This is a genomic window from Marinobacter qingdaonensis (genome assembly GCF_034555935.1).
GTDB classification, from domain to species: Bacteria; Pseudomonadota; Gammaproteobacteria; order Pseudomonadales; family Oleiphilaceae; genus Marinobacter; species Marinobacter qingdaonensis.
Window position 1 is genome coordinate 1398159 of record NZ_JAYDCJ010000003.1, and the last position, 19345, is coordinate 1417503.

Annotated in this window: 18 protein-coding genes; 3 read left to right on the forward strand and 15 right to left on the reverse strand. The window is 63.7% G+C overall.

Annotation, left to right across the window (positions count from 1 at the left end; all coding sequences use genetic code 11):
* Positions 1 to 40: 40 nt before the first annotated feature.
* From U5822_RS09540 to U5822_RS09570, 7 genes are all read right to left on the reverse strand, one after another.
* Positions 41 to 1243 (reverse strand): type III PLP-dependent enzyme, encoded by a 1203-nt coding sequence (locus U5822_RS09540; protein ID WP_322855394.1) that lies wholly within the window; start codon positions 1241 to 1243, stop codon positions 41 to 43.
* Positions 1230 to 3074, reverse strand: coding sequence for an IucA/IucC family protein (locus U5822_RS09545; RefSeq protein WP_322855395.1), 1845 nt, complete (start codon positions 3072 to 3074; stop codon positions 1230 to 1232). Before U5822_RS09545 ends, U5822_RS09540 begins: the two co-directional genes overlap by 14 nt.
* 11 nt (positions 3075 to 3085) lie before the next feature.
* Positions 3086 to 4267 carry an MFS transporter gene (locus tag U5822_RS09550; RefSeq protein WP_322855396.1) on the reverse strand — a complete coding sequence of 394 codons (1182 nt, stop codon included), beginning with the start codon at positions 4265 to 4267 and terminating at the stop codon, positions 3086 to 3088.
* A complete protein-coding gene (locus tag U5822_RS09555) occupies positions 4264 to 6051 on the reverse strand; it encodes an IucA/IucC family protein (protein WP_322855397.1) in 1788 nt (595 codons plus the stop codon). The genes U5822_RS09550 and U5822_RS09555 overlap by 4 nt, the downstream gene beginning before the upstream one ends.
* Positions 6051 to 7262, reverse strand: coding sequence for a hypothetical protein (locus tag U5822_RS09560; RefSeq protein ID WP_322855398.1), 1212 nt, complete (start codon positions 7260 to 7262; stop codon positions 6051 to 6053). Before U5822_RS09560 ends, U5822_RS09555 begins: the two co-directional genes overlap by 1 nt.
* 41 nt (positions 7263 to 7303) lie before the next feature.
* Entirely contained in the window at positions 7304 to 8089 is a 786-nt protein-coding gene (locus U5822_RS09565) for an HpcH/HpaI aldolase family protein (protein ID WP_322855399.1), read from the reverse strand.
* A gap of 131 nt (positions 8090 to 8220) precedes the next feature.
* On the reverse strand, positions 8221 to 9039 hold the full coding sequence (locus U5822_RS09570) for an ion transporter (protein WP_322855400.1): 819 nt from the start codon (positions 9037 to 9039) through the stop codon (positions 8221 to 8223).
* Positions 9040 to 9266: 227 nt separating this feature from the next.
* Between U5822_RS09570 and U5822_RS09575 the strand changes: the two genes are divergently transcribed.
* Positions 9267 to 10646: a hypothetical protein gene (locus U5822_RS09575; RefSeq protein WP_322855401.1), complete on the forward strand. Its 1380-nt coding sequence runs from the start codon at positions 9267 to 9269 to the stop codon at positions 10644 to 10646.
* Here U5822_RS09575 and U5822_RS09580 read toward each other — a convergent pair.
* Complete coding sequence (locus tag U5822_RS09580) at positions 10643 to 11101, reverse strand: EVE domain-containing protein (protein ID WP_322855402.1); 459 nt, start codon at positions 11099 to 11101, stop codon at positions 10643 to 10645. The genes U5822_RS09575 and U5822_RS09580 overlap by 4 nt on opposite strands.
* An 18-nt stretch (positions 11102 to 11119) precedes the next feature.
* Entirely contained in the window at positions 11120 to 11785 is a 666-nt protein-coding gene (trhA, locus tag U5822_RS09585) for a PAQR family membrane homeostasis protein TrhA (protein ID WP_322855403.1), read from the reverse strand.
* A gap of 311 nt (positions 11786 to 12096) precedes the next feature.
* Between trhA and U5822_RS09590 the strand changes: the two genes are divergently transcribed.
* Positions 12097 to 13014 carry an AEC family transporter gene (locus U5822_RS09590; RefSeq protein WP_322855404.1) on the forward strand — a complete coding sequence of 306 codons (918 nt, stop codon included), beginning with the start codon at positions 12097 to 12099 and terminating at the stop codon, positions 13012 to 13014.
* Here the strand turns inward: U5822_RS09590 and U5822_RS09595 are convergent.
* From U5822_RS09595 to U5822_RS09620, 6 genes are all read right to left on the reverse strand, one after another.
* On the reverse strand, positions 13011 to 13670 hold the full coding sequence (locus tag U5822_RS09595; protein WP_322855405.1) for a cation efflux transmembrane domain-containing protein: 660 nt from the start codon (positions 13668 to 13670) through the stop codon (positions 13011 to 13013). The two genes, U5822_RS09590 and U5822_RS09595, sit on opposite strands and share 4 nt — an antisense overlap.
* 88 nt (positions 13671 to 13758) lie before the next feature.
* Positions 13759 to 14226, reverse strand: a complete 468-nt coding sequence (gene cadR, locus U5822_RS09600; RefSeq protein ID WP_322855406.1) for a Cd(II)/Pb(II)-responsive transcriptional regulator — start codon at positions 14224 to 14226, stop codon at positions 13759 to 13761.
* On the reverse strand, positions 14226 to 15005 hold the full coding sequence (locus U5822_RS09605) for a Crp/Fnr family transcriptional regulator (RefSeq protein WP_322855407.1): 780 nt from the start codon (positions 15003 to 15005) through the stop codon (positions 14226 to 14228). The genes cadR and U5822_RS09605 overlap by 1 nt, the downstream gene beginning before the upstream one ends.
* A 129-nt stretch (positions 15006 to 15134) precedes the next feature.
* The gene (locus tag U5822_RS09610) at positions 15135 to 15680 is read right to left on the reverse strand and encodes an outer membrane beta-barrel protein (protein ID WP_322855408.1); all 546 of its coding nucleotides are present in this window, start codon (positions 15678 to 15680) and stop codon (positions 15135 to 15137) included.
* 149 nt (positions 15681 to 15829) lie between these two features.
* Positions 15830 to 17353, reverse strand: a complete 1524-nt coding sequence (locus U5822_RS09615) for a deoxyribodipyrimidine photo-lyase (RefSeq protein ID WP_322855409.1) — start codon at positions 17351 to 17353, stop codon at positions 15830 to 15832.
* A complete protein-coding gene (locus U5822_RS09620) occupies positions 17350 to 17493 on the reverse strand; it encodes a DUF2256 domain-containing protein (RefSeq protein WP_322855410.1) in 144 nt (47 codons plus the stop codon). Before U5822_RS09620 ends, U5822_RS09615 begins: the two co-directional genes overlap by 4 nt.
* 162 nt (positions 17494 to 17655) lie before the next feature.
* Between U5822_RS09620 and U5822_RS09625 the strand changes: the two genes are divergently transcribed.
* The gene (locus tag U5822_RS09625; RefSeq protein ID WP_322855411.1) at positions 17656 to 19344 is read left to right on the forward strand and encodes an HAD family hydrolase; all 1689 of its coding nucleotides are present in this window, start codon (positions 17656 to 17658) and stop codon (positions 19342 to 19344) included.
* The last annotated feature ends 1 nt before the right edge of the window (position 19345 follow it).

Consider the following 19345-nt stretch of genomic DNA (forward strand, 5'->3'; position numbering starts at 1 on the left):
AATTGTGTTTTTTGGGATGGCTGTGCCCGTTGGACCCTGATCACTCGATAAAAACCTCCTGCGGGGCCGGGTGCATCAGAAACTGTTGGTGGGAGATATTCCAGGCGTAGGCACCTGCGTATTCAAAGGTCACCAGGTCTCCGACTGAGAGCGACGGGATTGGGACCTGTCGGGCGAAGACGTCCTTGGGGGTGCAGAGCTGACCGACCAGGGTGATTGACTGCTTGGCCACGGCGGGTTCATCACGCTGGTTGTCGCCCGTCTTAAGGATTTGAAACGGGTGATTATGGGACTGGGCGGCGGGTGTCCTGAAGTGGTGGGTGCCCCCGCGACAGATGGCGAACCATTCCTCCCCACACGCCTTGATGTCCAACACCTCGGCGACGTAATAACCGCAGGCGGCGGTCAACGCCCGGCCGCATTCGAACCGAATTCGCCAGGGGCGATGCTGGTAACGCGCCAACACTTCGGCCAGGCCGCCGGTAAATCCCTCCCAGTCAAACTGATGGGATGGTTCGAGATAATTGATGCCGATGCCGCCGCCGACGTTAATTTGGTCAATGGTCAGCCCGAATTCCTGCTCCCAGCGTTGCACCGTGGCCAGATAGCGATCGATCAGATCGAGGTGGCGTTGGGCGTCGAGCTGGTGGGACAGTAGGTGAAAGTGGAAGCCCCGCAGTCGGATTCGCGCCTGGTGCGCGAGGATCCTCAGTGCCTCGTCGATACAGCCTTCTTCCATGCCGAAAGGGGTCGGGAGCCCGCCCATGGTGAGTCGGGTCGAGGGGGCCGTGTCCAGTTCCAGGTTGATGCGCAGCAGAATGTCCTGTGTGTGGTTTCGGCGTTCGGCCAGAGTGCACAGTCGCCGCAGTTCCAGCAGGCTTTCCACATGGATGACCTCCACGTTACGGGCGAGGGCGTCGTCGAGCTCCGATTCCAGTTTTCCGGGGCCCCCGAAGATGACCGGAATGGTTGGGAAATGAGTGCGGACCCAATCCAGCTCACCGCCGGAGGCCACCTCGAACCCGTGTACCAGGGGGGCTAGCGTTTGCAATACCGGCAGCGTCGGGTTTGCCTTGACGGCGTAGAACATGTCGCAGTTGTCCGGCAAGGCTTGGACGATCCGGGCAATGTGGGTGCGCAGGGCGGGCAGGTCGTAGATGTAGGCGCAGAGCGGGTCGCGACTTTCGGCTTTCAGGTCGCGTGCGACCTGCTCAACGCGGTTGGGGATGTCAGACACTGGCACTTGTCTCTCCTGTAGCAATGGGGTGTAGGGGCGTTGGGGGCAGCGGGTTGGTTACCCAGGTGTAGTCCGAATCGCGATCGGCCCGTTTGAACACACGGGTTAACAGGTTGCTCTTGTTTGGGATGGGCGCGCCCGCCAGCAGTTCGCCCAGTACCTGGTTGGCCCAGGCATCCTCAGAGTTTGCCAGCCAGCGCCCTATCACCTGGGCGAGGCAGGACCAGAGTCGCGCTTCCGTGTCCGGTGTGCCCTGGCTGAGGCAGGCGACCACCTGGAACAGATGATTGACCAGCAGGCAGTAGGCGACACGTTTCCAGGCCTTGCCTGGGGAATAGTGAATCGACGCGAGGGTGTCGGGGTCCAGGGTGTCGGGCAAGGTCCCGGACCAGCGATCGGGCACCAGCTTGGTGCCCTCCAGGTCACGTACAAAAACCTGGACGGGGTAACCGTCCCGAAGGCCCACCACCACATTCTGGAGATGGGGCTCGAACACGACGCCCTGATGGAACAGTGCTTCGAGCAGTGGCGGCACCAGCAGGTTGAGATACTGCTCAAACCAGGCCGTTCTTGCCTGCATCTCCGGGAGCCCGGCGTGACCTGCCCAGCGGCGCACGGCCTCGGTCGCCGGACACAGGCCATACCGGTCTTCGGTAAACAGGGCGGCGGCCAGTAAGGGCGTGACCCCGGCCGACAGGTGTTGCTCGACGTTGTCCCTGAGGATGACCCCGAAGCCCTCCGCAATGAATCGGCGGTCTGAGCTGTCCAGGTCCGAAAAATCGAGGGTTTGGAATCCGGGCTCGTACAGGAGACGAAACCCGGGCCACGGGGCCAGCGACGGCTCGAGGTGCGCTTTCAGGGCGCTGGATAAGGTGACCGCACTGTTGAGTTCGTACACCGCATTTTTCCGAACGCAGTTGGTCAGTCGGACGTGGGTGGAGAACTTCAGGAAAAAAGGCGCACCGGGGTTATACAGGGTGCGCACGGAGGCCGTGGGGTAGTACCTCGGGCCTGCCTGACCAAGGGGCACCAGCCGACCGGACCGAATGGCGCTGCGAACCAGCGGCTGACGCATCAGGTACCGTGCCTGCCAGGGATGAACCGGTAATGGGATCATGCCCTCTGGCAGGTCCAAGTCGGTGTCGGTGGCCGCCAGATCAGCGGGGTTTTTCAGCTCTCCGCCGCGCAGCACATCCTCCGGTTTGACGGCAAAGTAGAAGAGCGCGAAGCCTGCGCCCAGTTCCGGTGAATACTGCAGGATGTCCTCGGCGTCGAAGCCTTCCCGCGATTTTGGGGCCGGGTGAAACCGGTGTCCGAAGCACAGGGATTGCTCAGACCAGCGAAAGGCCCCGAGACCTTGCCCCCAGTGCTGGGGCACCCGGGAGTAGGCCAGTGCAGTAGCCATCACCCGTCGGCTCAGCAGGATCTGCCGGTAAAGGTCACCGTTGAAGGGGTGATCGAAACGATCGGCCAGATGGTTAAGAATCAGCCGGGCGAGCTGCTCCAGGCCCAGTATACGCCAGCTCCTTTGCGGCGATTTCAGGTACGGGGGCGACAGGTAGCGATAGTTGCAGGTCCTGGAATCCCCGGCGATGGCGATCAGCAGCAGGTCTTCGGAGTCGGGGAAGCTGATCTGGAGGATTCTGGCGGAGTCCAGTGCCTGGCGAATGCGGAGCGCCTGGGGCCACATCTGGCTGGCGCCAGCGTCGTGTACGGTCAGTTCGTCTGCAGGCTGGGCGATGTCCCGGCAGTAACAGTTCAGCAGGGCTTCCATGCTGGCCTGGTCTGCCTGGAAATCGCAATGTTGATCCCGGAAGTGTTGGTGGGATGCGGTCATGGACATCGGAGCTATTCCTTTTCAAGACAGTGGTGGTGAGCAACAGCCTCTTCTCGTGGGCGCAAGGTGCTGATCAGAAGTGTCAGCGTCGCCGTGGCGGCGCCGAGCCAGAGTGGGGCTGCCAGGTCCCCAAGGCCGGCGGTAACCCCGGCCAGCAGTCCAGCGGCGACTCCGGCCCATTTCCCGATGCCGTCGAGGGTGCCGAAGTGCCGGCCGGCTCCGGCGGCGCTGGCCAGTCGCGCGGTTTCCCGGTTGATGGCGAACAGGCAAAGCGTCATTCCCACCCCCATGGCGAGTCGGCCGAGCATCAGGGTGGTGATTGTGTCGGCTACCGCCTGAATGAGGTAGGACACGGCAAACACGGCCAGGCCCACGGGCAGCATCGAAGCGCGTCGGGAAGCCTGGAATGATCGATACGGTGTCAGCAGCACCGCCAGGTAGACCCCGTGGGGCAGGCTGTAGAGCAGGCCTGCCATGGCCGTGCTGCTGTCGGTCAGGGCCTGGGTCCATGGGATGAAGTAGGGAAAGCTGGCGACCAGGGAAAAGTTGAACCCAAAATGCAGCAGGGCGAGGCGTTGCCATTCTCCGGTTGGTGAGCCTCGGTTTTCCTGTGTCTCGTTGGAACGGGCGGCCGCGTCGGATGCGTCTGCCGGTGCAAACTGCCAGATCAGTAACACCGACAGCAGTGGCAGAAACGCCAGGAGCAGATAGAGATCCTGGGCTGGCACCTGGGTCATGAGGACACCAAACAGAACCGGTGCCAGCAGCATTGCGGATCGGGCCGACCCCTGCATCCAGTTCAGGGCCTGAGCCAGCGTCTGGCCCTGTGCCAGCGTCGAAAGGTAAGCGCTGGAGGCGGCAAAGGTTCCGCCGAGAAATCCCTGGAGGGCCAGGGCCAGTGCAAACCACATTACGTTTGGCGCGAGCCCGGCCAGAACAAAGGCCCCTGCCAGTCCGAGCTGAGCCCGCAGCAGCGACCAGCGGCGGCCGTGGCGATCGGCAACCCTGCCCCAGAATGGCGCCGACAGCGCGGTGCACACGGTGGGGATGATGTAAAACCAGCCTACCCAGGCGGGTGCGCTGACGGCAAAGGCGTCGGCCAGGATCACTCCGAAAAACGGAGGCATCCCCAGGGCGATCAGCGCCGCCGTGAAGTGACTGATCAGAACCACCGACAGGATGCGTCGGCTCATGGGGCCAGCCTCAGAAAATTCGGGGCCGTTTTGCCATAGAACTTATTGATGTCCGCGGCGCCGGTGCGGTCTTTGCTCTCGAGGCTGCCGGCTCGCAGCAGGTATTTGGTGAACAGCCGGTCATCGTGCAGAAACGCCTGTCTGGCCGGCGCGGTGTCTACCCCGTCGGCATCCAGTTGATCAAGCGCGGCGATCAGTTCCTGACGAAGCAGGCGATACCATTCGGTCACTAGGTGCGGCCCGCGGTCGGCCAGGCCTTCCAGAACGACCGCCAGGTTCAGTTGCAGGGTGATGGTTGTGAACATCTGAACCAGGGGTGTCTCGTCGTCCACCAGGATACGGCGGTCCTTCAGTTGTTCGAGCAGCGGGGTCGCCGATGGCAGCCGCTGGCAGAGTCGCGCCGGCCAAATCCGGGGCGCATCGTTGTCTTTCAGCAGAAGGTAGGGGCGTTGTCCTGGTTCAAGCACCAGCATGGAGTTCTGTTGGTTGGATTCCAGGGCGATGCCGTACTCCAGCCATAGCCTTAGGTGCACTCTGAGGGTCAGGGCCAGGTAGTGCCGAACCCAGGTCCAGAGATCCCCGCCGGTCAGTACATCGGCCAGGGTCTGGGCTACACAGCGCCCGTCGGGACTGTCGGCGGCGAGCGATGCCACGGGTACCACCGCCTGTTGGCTCGACAGTGTTGGTAGGCGCCGCACGATGCAGCCAAGCCACGGGAGGTCGCCCGCGTGCATGCCGGTGGATTCGTCGGTGACTGCCAGCAGTTCAGACAGCGTCTGGTCGTTGTCGATGATGTCCTGAAGCAGCCGCTGGATGGAGTGACCGTCGTACAGGGTGCTTGGTTTTACGGTGCGGATGTTTCGGTTGCCCAGGGTTCGAATGGTCAAGGGTACTTTGACGTGCACCTGGGGCTCGGCGTCGAGCACCAGGGTCCGCACCGACAGCGTGGGGTGGACCCAAAGGTAGGGATCTGGTGCCCGAAGCACTTGGCTGCCCAGGGGCGTTTCGGCCAGGAACCGATCAAGCGCCGTGTCCCACAGGTGCGGGTGTACGGGGATGAGGCGATGGTTGTCGGCCAACTGTTGGTTCAGACCGACATCGCTGAAGCTTGGCCAGGCGTCAGGCAGGCGTCCCCGCTCGGTGACTTCGCTGCGGGGCACTGCGAGCCAGCGCAATTGGAAGCGGGGGGCGAATTCGGGGCCGTAGGCCGCCAGCGCTTCGTCGTCAAAACCACTCTTGGCGCGAGCGCTAGGGTAGAAGGGGTGGTCCAGGAAGGCCGCCAGTCGGTCAAAGTACAGCAGGCGGTCAGGCACCGCGGTTAGGTCGCGCCAATGCAGGCCCTGCTGACGAGCTTCCGCAAACCAGCGATCCCGCTCTTCCTGACAACTGATGTGGTGGGCCTCCGCGGTGCGGCACTCGGCCAGATACGTGGCCAGCAGCTCCCGGGATTCGCCCGTCTCGTCTGATTCTAGGCAGGCCAGCAGTTGTTCGTAGTGATCGACAGTGGCGGTCTCGGCGGCTGTGGCCGGTTGCCAGATCATGGGTTGACCGCTCCACTGCCAGCGCTGCATGAACCGCGCTGGCGCGACCGGCACCCAGAGTGTCCCCCGATCCAGCGCCCAGTGCAGCCACTCCGCTGGCCATGCTGGCGCCCCGGGCACGGACGAGGCGTCGACCACCTCGGACTGGCTTTGACAGCCGGCGACGTCTTCTCGGATCAGGGCATCAATCAGTCGCCGCGTCAGGTAATGCGCCGGGCTGTCGGCGATTAGGCTCTGTTGCATCAGCCGATCTCCCATGCGGTTTCAAGTTCGGCGGTCCAGCTCTGCAGTTTGGCCTCAACCTCGGTGTGATCATTGGCGAACAGGCGTAGTACCCCCAAATAGTCCCTATTGGAGTGGGTGAGCTGAACGGAGTCGCCCTCGACCTTGAGCGGTGTGAATTCCGCGATGCCGTCACTGAGCGACTCCTCTCGGGCCAGGGGTGCCCGTTGGATGGTTCCGGCGCGCGGGGTACCCAGATAGCGGATTTTGGCCGCCGAACCTGCCGAGGGGGCGTTGAAGGCATGGCCGAGGTGGATTTGCAGAATGGTCTGGAACAGTTGCCGGTCCATCATTCGGTCCAGGAGAAACTCACGGCCGTCGCCCACGGTTCGGTAATTCACTTCGATCAGCCGGGGCCCTTCGGGCGTGATCGCAAATTCCGAGTGGCAGGCGCCGAACCCGACTCCCAGCCGTTGGACTTGCTCCAGCATTTGGGGCAGGTGGGGGTGAACCTCCGTGTAGGGTACCCAGGTGGCTTCCAGTTCCACGAAGTGAGGAGGCGCGGACAGGGTCACTTCGAAGCCTCCCAGGCCGATGAGTCGATCGCCGTCACCGAGGGTCTCGAGGGTGAGCAAGGGACCCGTCAGAAACTCCTCCAGCAGCAGCGGTTGGCCCGGATGCGCCTGCCAGAAGCCGTCGGCGAATGACCTCAGCTGCTCGGCACTCTCCAGCAGGCGCACGTTCAGGCTGCCGACCCCCTCCCGGGGCTTCGCGATACATGGATAGGGCGCACTGATGGCCGCCGGTTCCAGCGATTCGCTTTCCCAGACGGTGCGGAACCAGCAAGCGTCCGCTCCGGACGCGCTCAGATGCTGTCGCATCGCGGCCTTGTTTTTGGCTCGATAGCAGCAGCGCCAGTCTTTCCCCGGCAGTCCCAGGTAGGCGGCGGTGAGGGCTGTGGTCGTTTGCAGGTGGTCGCTGTTAGAAAAGACGCCGGCGGGGGCAGGCAGGTCCGATAGCGCGTCCAGGACCGACACCGGATTGAACACATCGCATTGAATGATTTGAACCGGATAGGCCGGAAGGTTCGGCTGACTGAAATACCGGTGGTGAGCCGACGCCTGGTCGGTCAGCAGGATAACGCCCAGGCCCAGGGCGTCGGCGGCGGGCAGGAAACCCCGGTTCACGGCCTCGGTGGGAACGTGGGCAAGAACGACTAGCGTGTTGTTCATGGTTGCAAGCTCTCGAACGGTTCTAAAGAAAGTGATGGCTTTCAGGCTGGCTGCGGCCTGGCTTCCATGCGCCAGGACGCGAGGTGGGATTTCAGGTGTCGAAACACGAGGCTGCGGTCCTCGCCCAGAAGAAACACCTGGGCGCCCCAGCTTTGCCATTGCGTCATTTGCTCGCGGCTTCTGGGCAGGGCACAGAAGTGGACGGGGGTGGCGAGCGAGGAGGTCGCCAGCTCACCAATGGCGTCGTTGACCGAGGGGTGAAAGGGATCGCCGGGGCAACCCAGCGACTGGGACAGGTCCACGGCGCCCGGAAGCACCCAGTCCACGCCGGGAACACTCAGGATCGCGTCCCGGTTTTTCAGGCCTTCTTCGTCCTCGATCATCAGCACCACGAGGATTTCCCGGTTCGCTTGCTGTAGGTAGTCCTTAAGCTTCAGCGTGCCGAAGCCGGTGGTTCTGCCTCCGGTGATGCCGCGCTGACCCTGCGGAGCGTAGCGGGCCATTCGAACGGCAGCGTGCGCTTCTTCCGGGGTGCGAACACTGGGGACGACGATGCCCTGGGCGCCGCTGTCCAGCGCCCGAGTAATCGATGCATAGTCGGCACCTGGCACCCGGACCAGCGGGGTCACGGACGCACATTCCGCGGCCCGAATCATGTGTTCGAGCGACTCCGGATTGGTCGACATATGTTCGGTATCCAGTATGACGAAGTCGTAACCGGCATAACCGATCATTTCGACCATCCAGGGAGTGGGGACCGCATTGAGCAGTCCGTAGACGGACCGACCCTCAGCCAGGGCCAGGCGTGTCCGGTTGGGTGAAAGCACGCGCCATTCCTTAACAAAAATTTAAATGAGTTAGATTCTCATTTACATTTAATAGGTTGGCGCGCAGGAAATCAAGCGTCGACCACGTTCAGTGGATCAAGGGATGGCAGCAGGGCGCATGTGCACGCGCCCTAGGACCGCTCCAGCCGCTCCGTCAGGTCGTCGAGCTTGCGCTGCACCGCGTGCAGCTGTTTGACGATTTCGTCCCGCTCATCGTGGGCCTTCTGGGCTTCGGCGGCGTTCTGCTCCTCGCTCATGACCTCGAGAATGGCCCCGATCATCATGTTCAGGAACACGAACGCGGTCAGGAAGATGAAGGTCAGATAGTACAGCCAACTGAGCGGGTAATGCTCCATGGTGGCGTACATGACGTCGGTCCAGTCCTCGAAGGTGGCCACCCGGAACAGCGTCAGCATGGAAATGGCCACGTCGCCCCAGAGTTCCGGGTCGACGCTGGCGAAGAAAATCGCGCCCATGGCGGCGTAGATGTAGAAGATGATGAACATCAGCAGGGCGATGTAGCCCATGCGCGGGATCGCTTTCAGCAGAGAGTTGATCAGGAAGCGCAGTTCCGGCACCACGGACACCAGGCGCAGCACCCGGAACACCCGCAGCAGGCGCCCGAGCAGGACGGCATCGGAATTGTCGAGCGGGATCAGACTGCCGATCACCACGATGGTGTCGAACAGGTTCCAGCCGTCCAGCAGGAATCGGCGCTTGTTCGGGCAGGCGGCGAAGCGGAACAGGATCTCGATCAGGAAGAACGCGGTGATGGCGTTGTCCATCCCGGTCAGGCTCTGCTCCACCAGCGGCGGCAGGTCGTAGGTCTTGGCCCCGATGGTCAGTGCCGACAGGATGATGATGGCAATGACGATGCCCTGGAACAGCTTGCTGGATTCGATCCGGCGTAATTGTGCGGACGCTGAGGCGGAACTTAATTCAGACGGCATGGCGGGCATCGACTCCAGATGATCCAGGGAAAGGTCGGGATTTTAATGGCCGGCGGCTGGATTGGATAGCCTGAGCGGGATTCGATCGGGTTGCCGCGCCGGCCATCCGGATAAATTCTGTTTATGCGCAAAGATCAGGAAGATTCATTCGCGGTAGGTGGAATCGCTTTCCATACTCAGGAAGCGAACAACAAAACCAACAACAACACGAAAGCGAGTGAATGCCCATGTCAGAAAGATCCGAGCTGCCCGGCTGGCGCTGGGGCCCGTTCACCTTCCGTTTGCCCTTCTACCACACCCGGCTGTGCTGGCCGGAATTCCTGCAAGGGCTGTTTGTTTCGGCCGCCACGGGACTGGCGCTGATTCCGGTCATGACCGCGTTCTTCGGCCTGAGCTTCGAGGAAGCGGTGGCGCTGTCGATGATTCACGCCTCCCTGATTGCCTCGGCGGTCATCGTGTTTGGCGAACCCTACGCCGGGGGCTGGATTACCCCGGCGCTGCCGCTCATCCTGGCCTTTGTGATCGGCGGCTACGAGGACCCCACCAGTCGGTTCCAGGCGATGACTGCCCTGAGCATGGTGTTCGCCGGCCTGGTGCTGTTCTTGGGCATCACCGGCTTGGGTAGGCGGTTCGTGGTCTGGCTGCCGGACACCCTCAAGGCCGGCATCATTCTGGGCGCTGCCATTGCCGCACTGAAGCGAGTGTTCGTGGACGACGCCGAGCGGTTCCTGCTCGAGCAGCCGATTGCCACCGGCCTGGCCTGTGCCATCTGCCTGATTTTTACCTTTTCGGTGCCGATGCAGAAGCTGAAGGAGCGCAACCGCTTTTTCTTCATGCTAGGGGCGCTCGGCTTGCTGCCGGGTTTCCTGGTCGCCGCTATGGTCGGGCCGCTGGTGGGCGAGGTCAGCTTCGACATCCAATGGGGCATTCTGGTGCCACCGGTGGGGGAGGCGCTGGCCAAGGTCTCGCCGCTGATGATTGGCTGGCCGTCCCAGGACATGCTGATCCAGAGCGTGCCGCTGGCGCTGATCGCCTACATCATTCTGTTCGGCGATCTGGTCACCGGCAACGAGGTGCTGCGAGATGGTCTGGGTGCACGCCGGGACGAGCACGTCGACATCAATCTGAACCGCTCCCATTTCTCCCTGGCGATTCGCAACGCGATCATGGCCGTGCTGGCGCCGTTCTTTCCCACCCAGGGCGCGGTTTGGACCGGCGTTCATGTCATCGTGGTGCAGCGCTGGAAGCAGGGGCCCAAGGCCATGAGCAGCCTGCACAGTGGTCTGGCGTCCTATTACCTGATGGGGTTGCCGTTCATTTTCTTCCTGCTGCCACTGCTGACCGGGCTCAAGCCCCTGCTTGGGGTGGCGCTGTCCCTGACCCTGGTGCTGACCGGGTTTGCCTGCGCCTACATCGCCATGGCTATTCCGCGGGACAACGCGTCGCGGGGTACGGTGGTGTTGGTGGGGGCGGCCCTGGCGTTCTTCGAGCCCTGGATCGGGCTGCTGATGGGTGTGGTGGCAACGCTGGCGCTGGTGGGCTGGGACACCAGTCCCGATCCGATCCCGGCGGATGAGCCGGAGCCGGCGCTGGCGGCCCGGGATTAACCCTCCAGGCGCAGGGTCAGCTGCCACTCGTCTTCGGTGACCGGCATCACCGACAGGCGGCTGCCCTTGCGCACCAGTGGCAGGTTTTCCAGCCCGGGCAGGCCCTTGAGTTCGTGCAGCGGGATCAGTCGGGGTAACTGCCGGACCAGGGTCAGATCCACCGCCTGCCAGCGCGGCTTGTCGCGATGGCTCTTGGCATCGAAGTAGGGCGACTCCGGATCGAATTGGCTGGGGTCCGGGTAGGCGCCCCGAACCACCCGGACAATGCCGGCGATGCCGATGGCCTGGCAGCTGGAGTGGTACAGGAAGACCTCGTCACCCTCGCGCATTTGCGCCAGGTAATTGCGTGCCTGGTAGTTGCGGACGCCGTCCCACGGGATGACCGTGCTCGAGGCCTCGACGAAGTCGTCGATGCCGCATTCCGAGGGTTCCGATTTCACCAGCCATTTTGCCATGGTCGTTGCTCCGGGCCGTCAGGTTGCGTGCGGCAGCACGCCGAAATAGATGGCGCTGAAGTGGCAGGCGCTGCCACCGATCACAAACAGGTGCCAGACCGCGTGCATGTAGGGGATGCGGTCCGCCAGGTAAAAGGCGACGCCGGCGGTGTAGACAATGCCGCCGGCAATGGTCAGGTTCAGGGCGGTGGTGCTCAGGTTGGCCACCAGATCGGAGGAGGCGAAGGTGATCAGCCAGCCCATGGCGATGTAGATGCCGACCCGGGCCAGCTTGAACCGGTTCTTGAACACCAGCTTCAGGGCCACGCCGGTCAGGGCCAGGGACCAGATGATCGCAAACAGTGTCCAGCCCACCGTGTCGCGCATGTTAACCAGCAAGAACGGCGTGTAGGTGCCGGCGATCAGCAGGAAGATGGCGCAGTGGTCGAGGGTCTTGAAGGCTTTCTTCAGCTCCGGGTGGCGGGCACCGTGGTACAGCGCCGACGCCAGGTACAGCAGGATCAGGGAGGCGCCAAAGATGCTGAAACTGACTAGTTTCCAGACATCGCCGAGCTGGCTGGCGGCGACAATCAGGCCAATGGTCCCGATCACGCTGAGAATGGCGCCCAGGCCGTGGGTGGCGCTGTTGAGCCACTCCTCGATGCGGTGATGGACAGAAGGCGCGGGGTCAGGCTTGTGTGTCATGGCTTGGGTACCGTCATTCATCATGGCCGTAAAGGTACTTGAGCGTACAGGTGTACGCAAATGCTCCGGGTGACCGTTTTGTGAAGATGGTCAGAAAAACTGATCAAGCCTGTGGAAATCTTCTGCTATCCACCTGATCTGCCATCATTTAACCTGCGTACAGTTTACTAGTTGTTGTCGCCGGTTGCGTACCAGTGGCCGGCAATTCATGCAAAGCGTTGAGCGATTCTGGGCAGCAGGGTTATCCTGCTGCCCTTTTTTATGGCCAGATGGTTCTGGTCGATTGCCAACCCTGCATGTCCGGAGTCCTCATGGCCGCTGCCCTGGCGCTGTTTTTCAAGCTGATTCCCCTGTACGTGACCGTGGCCCTGGGTTGGGTGGCGGGCCGCTGTCTTGAGGCCAGCGGCAAACACATCGCGGGCATCATGCTGTACATCGTCACGCCCTCGGTGGTGTTTTCCGGGGTGATGGCGGCACCCCTGTCGCCGGAAGTCATCGCACTGCCGTTCCTGACCTTCGCGCTCTGCTCTTTGCTTGCCGTCGTGCAGCTGCGCATCGCCCGCCGACTGATCACCGACGGCAGCGCCGGCCTCATTCCGCTGTGCGTCGGTTCCGGCAATACCGGTTACTTCGGCGTGCCCGTGGCCCTGCTGCTGTTTGGCGAGGAAGGCCTGGCGCTGTACATCGTGTGCATGCTGGGCACCACCCTGTTCGAGAACTCGGTGGGGTTCTATCTGGCGGCCCGGGGCCGCTACGACCTCAAGGACGCGCTCTGGCGCGTGGTCAAGCTGCCGTCGGTGTATGCGTTCCTGGCGGCGGTGCTGCTCAACCTGTCCGGCGCCCGGATTCCGGATCTGTTCGCGCCCCTGTTCGAGAATCTTCGCGGCGCCTACAGCGTGCTGGGCATGATGATCATCGGCATGAGCATCACCAGTTTCCGCGGGTTGGCCGGCAACCTCCGGTTCACTGGCCTGGCGTTCGTCGGCAAATTCGTGGTCTGGCCGGCCGCCGCCGCCCTGTTCTGGTGGCTGGACGCCCATATCCTGGGTATCTACCAGCCGGCCGTGCACCAGGCGCTGTTCCTGATCTCCATCACCCCCATTGCGGCCAACACCGTGGTCATTGCCACCCTGCTGGATAACGCGCCACGCCAGGCGGCCGGCACCGTGATGCTGACCACGGTGTTTGCCCTGGTCTACATTCCGGTGATGATCGCCCTGGCGTTCTAGCGCCCCTGATGGCCGGCGCCGGCGGTGGCCAGCTTGCCGTGGCTGGCGCGGGCGGTGGCGATGTCGCTGCGGGCGTGGCGGGCGACATTGACGCCTGCAGTGATCGCCAGGGTGCCCATGATGCCGGCGACCACAAGGTCGGGCCAGGCCGTACCGGTACCGAACACCCCCAGGGCAGCGGCCATGACCGCGACATTGCCGATGGCGTCGTTCCGGCTACACAGCCACACCGAGCGCATGTCCGAATCGCCGGACCGGAACCGGAACAGCAGCAGGGCCACCGCCACATTGGCCAGCAGGGCCAGCGCACCGACCGCGCCCATGGTCAGCGGCTCCGGGGTGAGGCCGCTGTGCGCCACCCAGATCGCCCGGCCCCAAACCACCAGGCCGAAAACCACCATGGTCACGCCTTTGGCCAGGGCGGCGCGCCCGCGCCAGACCATGCCCATGGACAGCACGGTCAGCGACAGGATGTAGTTGGCACTGTCGCCGAAAAAGTCGATGGCGTCGGCCATCAGCGACACCGAGCCGGACTGCAGGCTGGCCAGGCCCTCGACAAAAAACATGGCCAGATTGACCCAAAGCGCAAGCCAGAGGGCCCGGCGAAAGCCGGGGGCTGGAGCCTTGGGTTCGGGAGCGGAACAACTGCACGCCATAGGGCAAACCTCCTGTTTGGTTATGGCGCCAGTAAAAACCCTGTAGCTGCTACAGGGTCAATACCCTGGATCGGTTTTCCCGGGCCGATCAGCCGTGGCCCTGACCGTGGGTGCCGGGCACATGATTGTGCTTGTCAGGCGAGGGGCCGCTCGCGGACCGGCCGGGATCGCTGGCGAGGCTGCCCAAAATGCCGCACTCCTGCACGGTCCGGGCCTCGGAGCAGGCTTGCTGTAGCCGTTCCAGCGATTGCTCCAGGCTGGCCAGTTCCTGCAGCCGCTCGCGCACGTGACTGAGGTGGCGCGCCAGCAGGGCGTCCACCTCCCGGCAGTCGGCGTCGGGCTGTTCGGTCAGGCGAATCAGCTCGCGAATTTCGTCCTGGGCCATGTCCAGGCTGCGGCAGCGCTTGATGAACTGCAGCCGGTCCAGATGGTGTTGCCGGTAGGCGCGATAGCCGCTGGCGTCGCGGTCCGGTTCCGACAACAGGCCGATTTTCTCGTAGTAGCGCACCGTTTCCACGGCGATGCCGACCCGTTTGGATATGTCGCCAATTTTCATTACGGTTCCTTGGATTCTGCCGATTCCGGCGGGTCGGGCGCTGCCGGCCCGACCGGGGTTTGCGCGTTTCGGGTCTGGTGCGCCAGACGTTCGGTCTCGCGCCGGACGGCGCCGTAGCATTCGCAGCACAGGGCTTCGAGCCGGCTGCGGTCCAGCACTTCGATGTGACCACGCTTGTAGCGGATGGCGCCCAGCCGCTGCAGTTTGCACGCGGCTTCGGTGACGCCTTCACGTCGAACCCCGAGCATATTGGCAATCAGGCCCTGGGTCATCTCCAATTGGTTGCCGGGCACCCGGTCCAGGGCAAGCAGCAGCCAGCGACACAGCTGCTGGTCGATGGAGTGGTGGCGGTTGCACACCGCGGTCTGGGACATCTGGGTGATCAGAGTCAGGGTATACCGGAGCGTGAGCATCCGCAGTTCGACGCAGCTGTCGAACTGCTGCTTCATGAATGCGACCGGCATCTGGTAGGCAAATCCGGCGCTCTGGACCACGGCCCGGTTCGGGGTGCTGTTGCCCCCCAGGGCGACGGTGACGCCCACCAGACCCTCGTTACCGATCACCGATATCTCCGCAGACGCGCCATCCTGGGTCACGTACAGCAGCGACACGATGCAATTGGTGGGGAAGTACACCGAGGTGATCGGCTGGTCGGATTCATAGACCACCGCACCCAATTCCATCTCCACCAGTTTGAGCGTGGCGAAGATCTCGGGTTTCAGGCTCTCCGGCAGAGCGGCGAGCAGGTGATTCTGTTCGGGATCCGGGGCGTCAGTCATTCCAAGCCTGCCTGGAGGGCGCCAGTCTGGCCATAGTCAAAAGCGTAGCACAGGCGGGCAGCCCCGGAAGCTGGACTGAACGGAAGGTGACGGGGTGACCGGCAGGGTGTGCCGGTCACCCGGGCTCAATCAGAAGTTGAAACCAATACCGACGGTGTACACCCAGGCGCCATCGTCGAAGTTGTCGTCCGAGTCGCTGGAGTCATCGAAGAACCACTGGTACTCCGCGCGGCCGAGCATGTAGGTCTTGGGCAGCACGTAGTACTTGGCGCCCGCCTCCAGGCCGGCAAACGCGCTGTCCTTCACGGCATCACCGTAGACCGCACCCAGGCTGGCACCGACCAGCGGCCGGAACTTGTGATGGCCGAACTGATAGTCGGCGTAGCCGCGGGTTGAGCCATTCCAGAAGTCATCGCTCGCGGACTGGCCCTCGATGTCAGCGTAGCTGACGCTCTGGCGGATACCGACCACGACGTTGGGCTGCAGATACCAGCCGAGGTCACCGCTGAGGCCGATGCTGCTGTTGTCAAAGTCACGGTCGCCGCCGCCGGTACCGGCGATGGAGAATTCCCGATCACCAGTTTCTGGCCCGAACTCACCGTGTCCCGCGGCTTGCGCGGCCGCGAGGGGCAGTACGGAAAGCGCACCGACGAACATGAGTGTTGAACGTTTCATGGCACATTACCTCCTGAAAGGTCCCTGGTAATGCTCTCGGTAGCTGCTGATGTTATTGGGATGAGTGACTTGGACGCGGCTCCGAACCAAGGCTCTGACCCAGAATGACAGCAATGTGGGGCGCCGTCTGTTCGGTAGCGCACCCAGCGTCAGTCGAACAGCGACAGCTGGTCGTCGCGCCGGTTGTCCCCGGCGGGCACCGATGGCCGCTTCTGCACCGGGCCCTTGCGGCTGCCGTGGCGCTGCAGCACCCGATCGGTTTCGGCCCGGGACACATGCTGCTTGCGGAATTCGCCGATGGCCTTGCGGGCCGCCCGCGCCGCCTGCTCGTGATCGCACACCGGGCGGGTGTAGGTGTTGCCGCCGTATCGCGCCTGTTGGCGGGGTGTCATCAGCCAGGGGGTGTGGATCAGGTCCGCCGGCAGGCCCTGCAATTCCGGCACCCAGCGCCGGATGAACTCGCCGTCGGCGTCCAGTTTCTGGCTCTGCAGCACCGGGTTGTAGATGCGCAAGGCGTTGATGCCGGTGAGGCCGGACTGCATCTGGGTCTGGGAATAGTGGATACCGGGCTCGAAATCGGTGAACTGGCGGGCCAGGTGCAGGGCCGGGTCGCGCCAGTGCAGCCAGAGCTGGTAGCTGGCCACCGCCATCAGCATGGCGCGCATGCGGAAGTTGATCCATCCGATCTGATCCAGCGCCCGCATGCAGGCATCCACCAGGGGCCAGCCGGTCTGGCCTTCCTGCCAGCGCTGCAGGCGTTCGCGGTCGTTGGGGCCGGTCTTCAGGCCCTCCAGCTCCTTGTGCATGGCCCGGAATTCCAGTTCCGGCTCGTCCTCCAGTTTCTGGATGAAATGGCAGTGCCAGTGCAGGCGCGAGCGGAAGCTGGTCAGACTGCGCTTCTTGCGAGGCAGACTGTTGGGGTGTTGTCCGGTGGCCTTGGCCTGCTGATAGATCTCGCGCAGGCTGACGGTGCCATAGGCGATGTGCGGGCTCAGGCGGGAGCAGGCGCGTACCGCGGTGTTCGGGCTCGAGATGTTGTACTGGTAGCCGACGCAACGACGCTCAAGAAACGACGCCAGCAGCTTCTCACCGCGCTGGCTGCCGCCCCGCTGGCGGTCCGGGCAGGGCGCGGGGTCGGCCAGGTCCGGCGGTGAGGCCGTGGTCGCCAGTGCGCCCAAGCCGTCCGGGACCGTCAACGGCGAGGGCGCGGCTTGCGGGGCTTGCCTCATCAGGTGCGACCAGGCCTTGTCCCAGAGGTCTCGATCCCGCAGCCGCCGCACCACACCGAACTGCTGCCATTCCTGGAATTCGATGCCCCGGCTCTGGCACCAGTCGATCATCGCCAGGTCCCGGTCATAGGTCCACTCGCCGCCGGTTTCCTGGTGGCAAAACACCCGCTGGATGTCGTAGTCCCGGGTCAGCCGGTCCAGCACCTGGGTGATTGGCCCGGCCATCACCAGCAGGTCACCGCCGAGCCGGCGCAGTTGCCGGCGCAGATCCTCGAGGGAATCCTCAATGAAGGCCCACTGTCGGGCCGAGGTGTCCGGCAGTTGCCAGTAGTCCGGCTCAATGACGTAGAGCGGGATAATCGGCTCCCCGAGCTCCGCGGCGGCCGCCAGCGGCGCATGGTCGTGCACCCGCAGGTCACGCTTGAACCACACCAGGGTGGTCATGACCCGGCCTTGCGGTTGCGTCGGCAGCGTTCGCTGCAGTAACGCACCGAGTCCCAGTCCTTCGCCCATTTCTTGCGCCAGGCGAAGGGCCGCTCGCAGACCGGGCAGGTTTTGGTGGGCAGGTGAGGTTTCTGGTGCACGGCACGGGATCCAGTTCAATGACAGTATCGGTGGGTACGCTGGCCGGGCGGAGGAGGATCAACCGCGCCGGCCAACCCAACCCAGGTGTGCAAGCCGGCGCAACTGGGTTTATCTTTGGAAGCACAACACCAACAAAAACCGCTTGTACCCGGAGACACAGGATGGCCCGATTCAGCGAATCCATTGCGGCGCCCTCGGTGCTGATTTTTGACTGGCACGGCACCCTGGTGGACACCCACGACGCCATGTTCAGCGCCATGGAAGACATGCTGCCGCAGCTGGAGGATCTGAACCTGGTGGAGCGGCTGCTGCCGGAGGACAAGTGCCGGACCCCGGACGACGCCCGACTGGTGCGCTACATCCGCATATTCCGGCGCCTGCACCCGCGCATCCTGGCCGAGCGCCGGGTGTCCCGCACCGACATCTTCAACGCCATCTTCGGCGACGACCGCGACGCCAAGCTGATTGCCCACAAGGCCTACAACGAGGCCTATCGCCGTTATTTTGGCCGGGTCAAACCCTTCCAGCCGGGCGCTTACGAATACCTGTCTGCGCTCAAGGCCATGGGCATCAAGCTGGCGGTGTCCACCAACCGCAACCGCGAGTTCCTGGACAAGGAACTGGTGACCGTGGACGAGGGCCGCTGGCAACACCTGTTCGACGCCACCGTGTGCGCCGACGACGTCACCGAGTACAAGCCGGACCCGGAGGTAATCCTCAAGACCCTGGAGAAACTGGGGCTGCCGGCGAACGCCCACGCCTGGTACGTGGGCGACAGCTACGTTGACATGCTGACCGCGAGCAAGGCCGGGGTCGCCGGCGTGTTCTACAACGGGGCCTGCTGGGAGCCGACCCGCATCGACAGCTGGTTCTCCTTCCGGGACGCGCCCACGGCCATACTCGACAGTTTTGAGGACCTGCTCGACCTGCTGGCCCTGCTTGAGCGGGACCACCCCGAGGCGTTCGAGCGGGCGCCGGCGGAAGTGCGGCCGCGGCCGTTCCCGCCACCACCGAGGCCGGAACCCCGGATCGAGGCCGACTGGCACCCGGCGGTGGTCAAGCTCATCCGGCCGTCGGTGGTGCTGTTCGACTGGCACGCCACCCTGGTGGACACCCTGGATGCCATGTATCACGCGGTCGACGACATGCTGCCGGACTTCCACAAGCTCGAGCTGATGGACCGCATGGTGGCGCCCGAAGACAGCAAGACCCCCGAAGACGCTCGCCTGGTGGCCTACGTGCGGGAATTCGCGCGCCTGCACCCGAAGGTGAAGGCCGACCGCAAGATCTCTCGCACCGACATCTTCGAGGTGCTGTTCGGCGACAACCAGGAAGCGAAGCAGATCGCCCACCGGGCCTTCAACGAGCATTACCGCAATCACTACGGCACCGTGAAGGCGTTCGAGCCTAAGGTGCGGGAAGTGCTGGAGGGACTGCGCCGGCTGGGCATGCAGGTGGGGGTGATCACCAACAGGGACCGGGAATTCTTCGAACACGAACTGGCGGCGGTGGAGGACACCGGCTGGACCCACCTGTTCGACGTCAACGTCTGCGGCGACGACACCCCGCTGCGCAAACCGCACCCGGACCAGCTCCTGCTGGCGGTGCAGAAGCTGGACTACCCGCCGGACCCGAGCGTCTGGTACGTGGGCGACAGCACCACCGATGTGATTGCCGCCAAGCGGGCGGGCATGACCTCGGTGTTCTTCAACGGCGCCCAGTGGGACCAGCCCTGGCTGAACCGGATTTTCCCCGGTACCCACAAGCACCCGGACAAGCCGGATGTGGTGGTCAACGATTTCTCCGAGTTCTGGGCCCTGGTGCTGGCGTGCGAGATCGGCCCGCCGTAAC

Coding starts and splice junctions, on each gene's coding strand:
- U5822_RS09545 (WP_322855395.1), bottom strand. CDS start 3,074: ATGACCGCATCCCACCAACACTTCCGGGATCAACATTGCGATTTCCAG.
- U5822_RS09550 (WP_322855396.1), bottom strand. CDS start 4,267: ATGAGCCGACGCATCCTGTCGGTGGTTCTGATCAGTCACTTCACGGCG.
- U5822_RS09555 (WP_322855397.1), bottom strand. CDS start 6,051: ATGCAACAGAGCCTAATCGCCGACAGCCCGGCGCATTACCTGACGCGG.
- U5822_RS09560 (WP_322855398.1), bottom strand. CDS start 7,262: ATGAACAACACGCTAGTCGTTCTTGCCCACGTTCCCACCGAGGCCGTG.
- U5822_RS09570 (WP_322855400.1), bottom strand. CDS start 9,039: ATGCCGTCTGAATTAAGTTCCGCCTCAGCGTCCGCACAATTACGCCGG.
- U5822_RS09575 (WP_322855401.1), top strand. CDS start 9,267: ATGTCAGAAAGATCCGAGCTGCCCGGCTGGCGCTGGGGCCCGTTCACC.
- U5822_RS09580 (WP_322855402.1), bottom strand. CDS start 11,101: ATGGCAAAATGGCTGGTGAAATCGGAACCCTCGGAATGCGGCATCGAC.
- trhA (WP_322855403.1), bottom strand. CDS start 11,785: ATGACACACAAGCCTGACCCCGCGCCTTCTGTCCATCACCGCATCGAG.
- U5822_RS09590 (WP_322855404.1), top strand. CDS start 12,097: ATGGCCGCTGCCCTGGCGCTGTTTTTCAAGCTGATTCCCCTGTACGTG.
- U5822_RS09595 (WP_322855405.1), bottom strand. CDS start 13,670: ATGGCGTGCAGTTGTTCCGCTCCCGAACCCAAGGCTCCAGCCCCCGGC.
- cadR (WP_322855406.1), bottom strand. CDS start 14,226: ATGAAAATTGGCGACATATCCAAACGGGTCGGCATCGCCGTGGAAACG.
- U5822_RS09605 (WP_322855407.1), bottom strand. CDS start 15,005: ATGACTGACGCCCCGGATCCCGAACAGAATCACCTGCTCGCCGCTCTG.
- U5822_RS09610 (WP_322855408.1), bottom strand. CDS start 15,680: ATGAAACGTTCAACACTCATGTTCGTCGGTGCGCTTTCCGTACTGCCC.
- U5822_RS09615 (WP_322855409.1), bottom strand. CDS start 17,353: ATGACCACCCTGGTGTGGTTCAAGCGTGACCTGCGGGTGCACGACCAT.
- U5822_RS09625 (WP_322855411.1), top strand. CDS start 17,656: ATGGCCCGATTCAGCGAATCCATTGCGGCGCCCTCGGTGCTGATTTTT.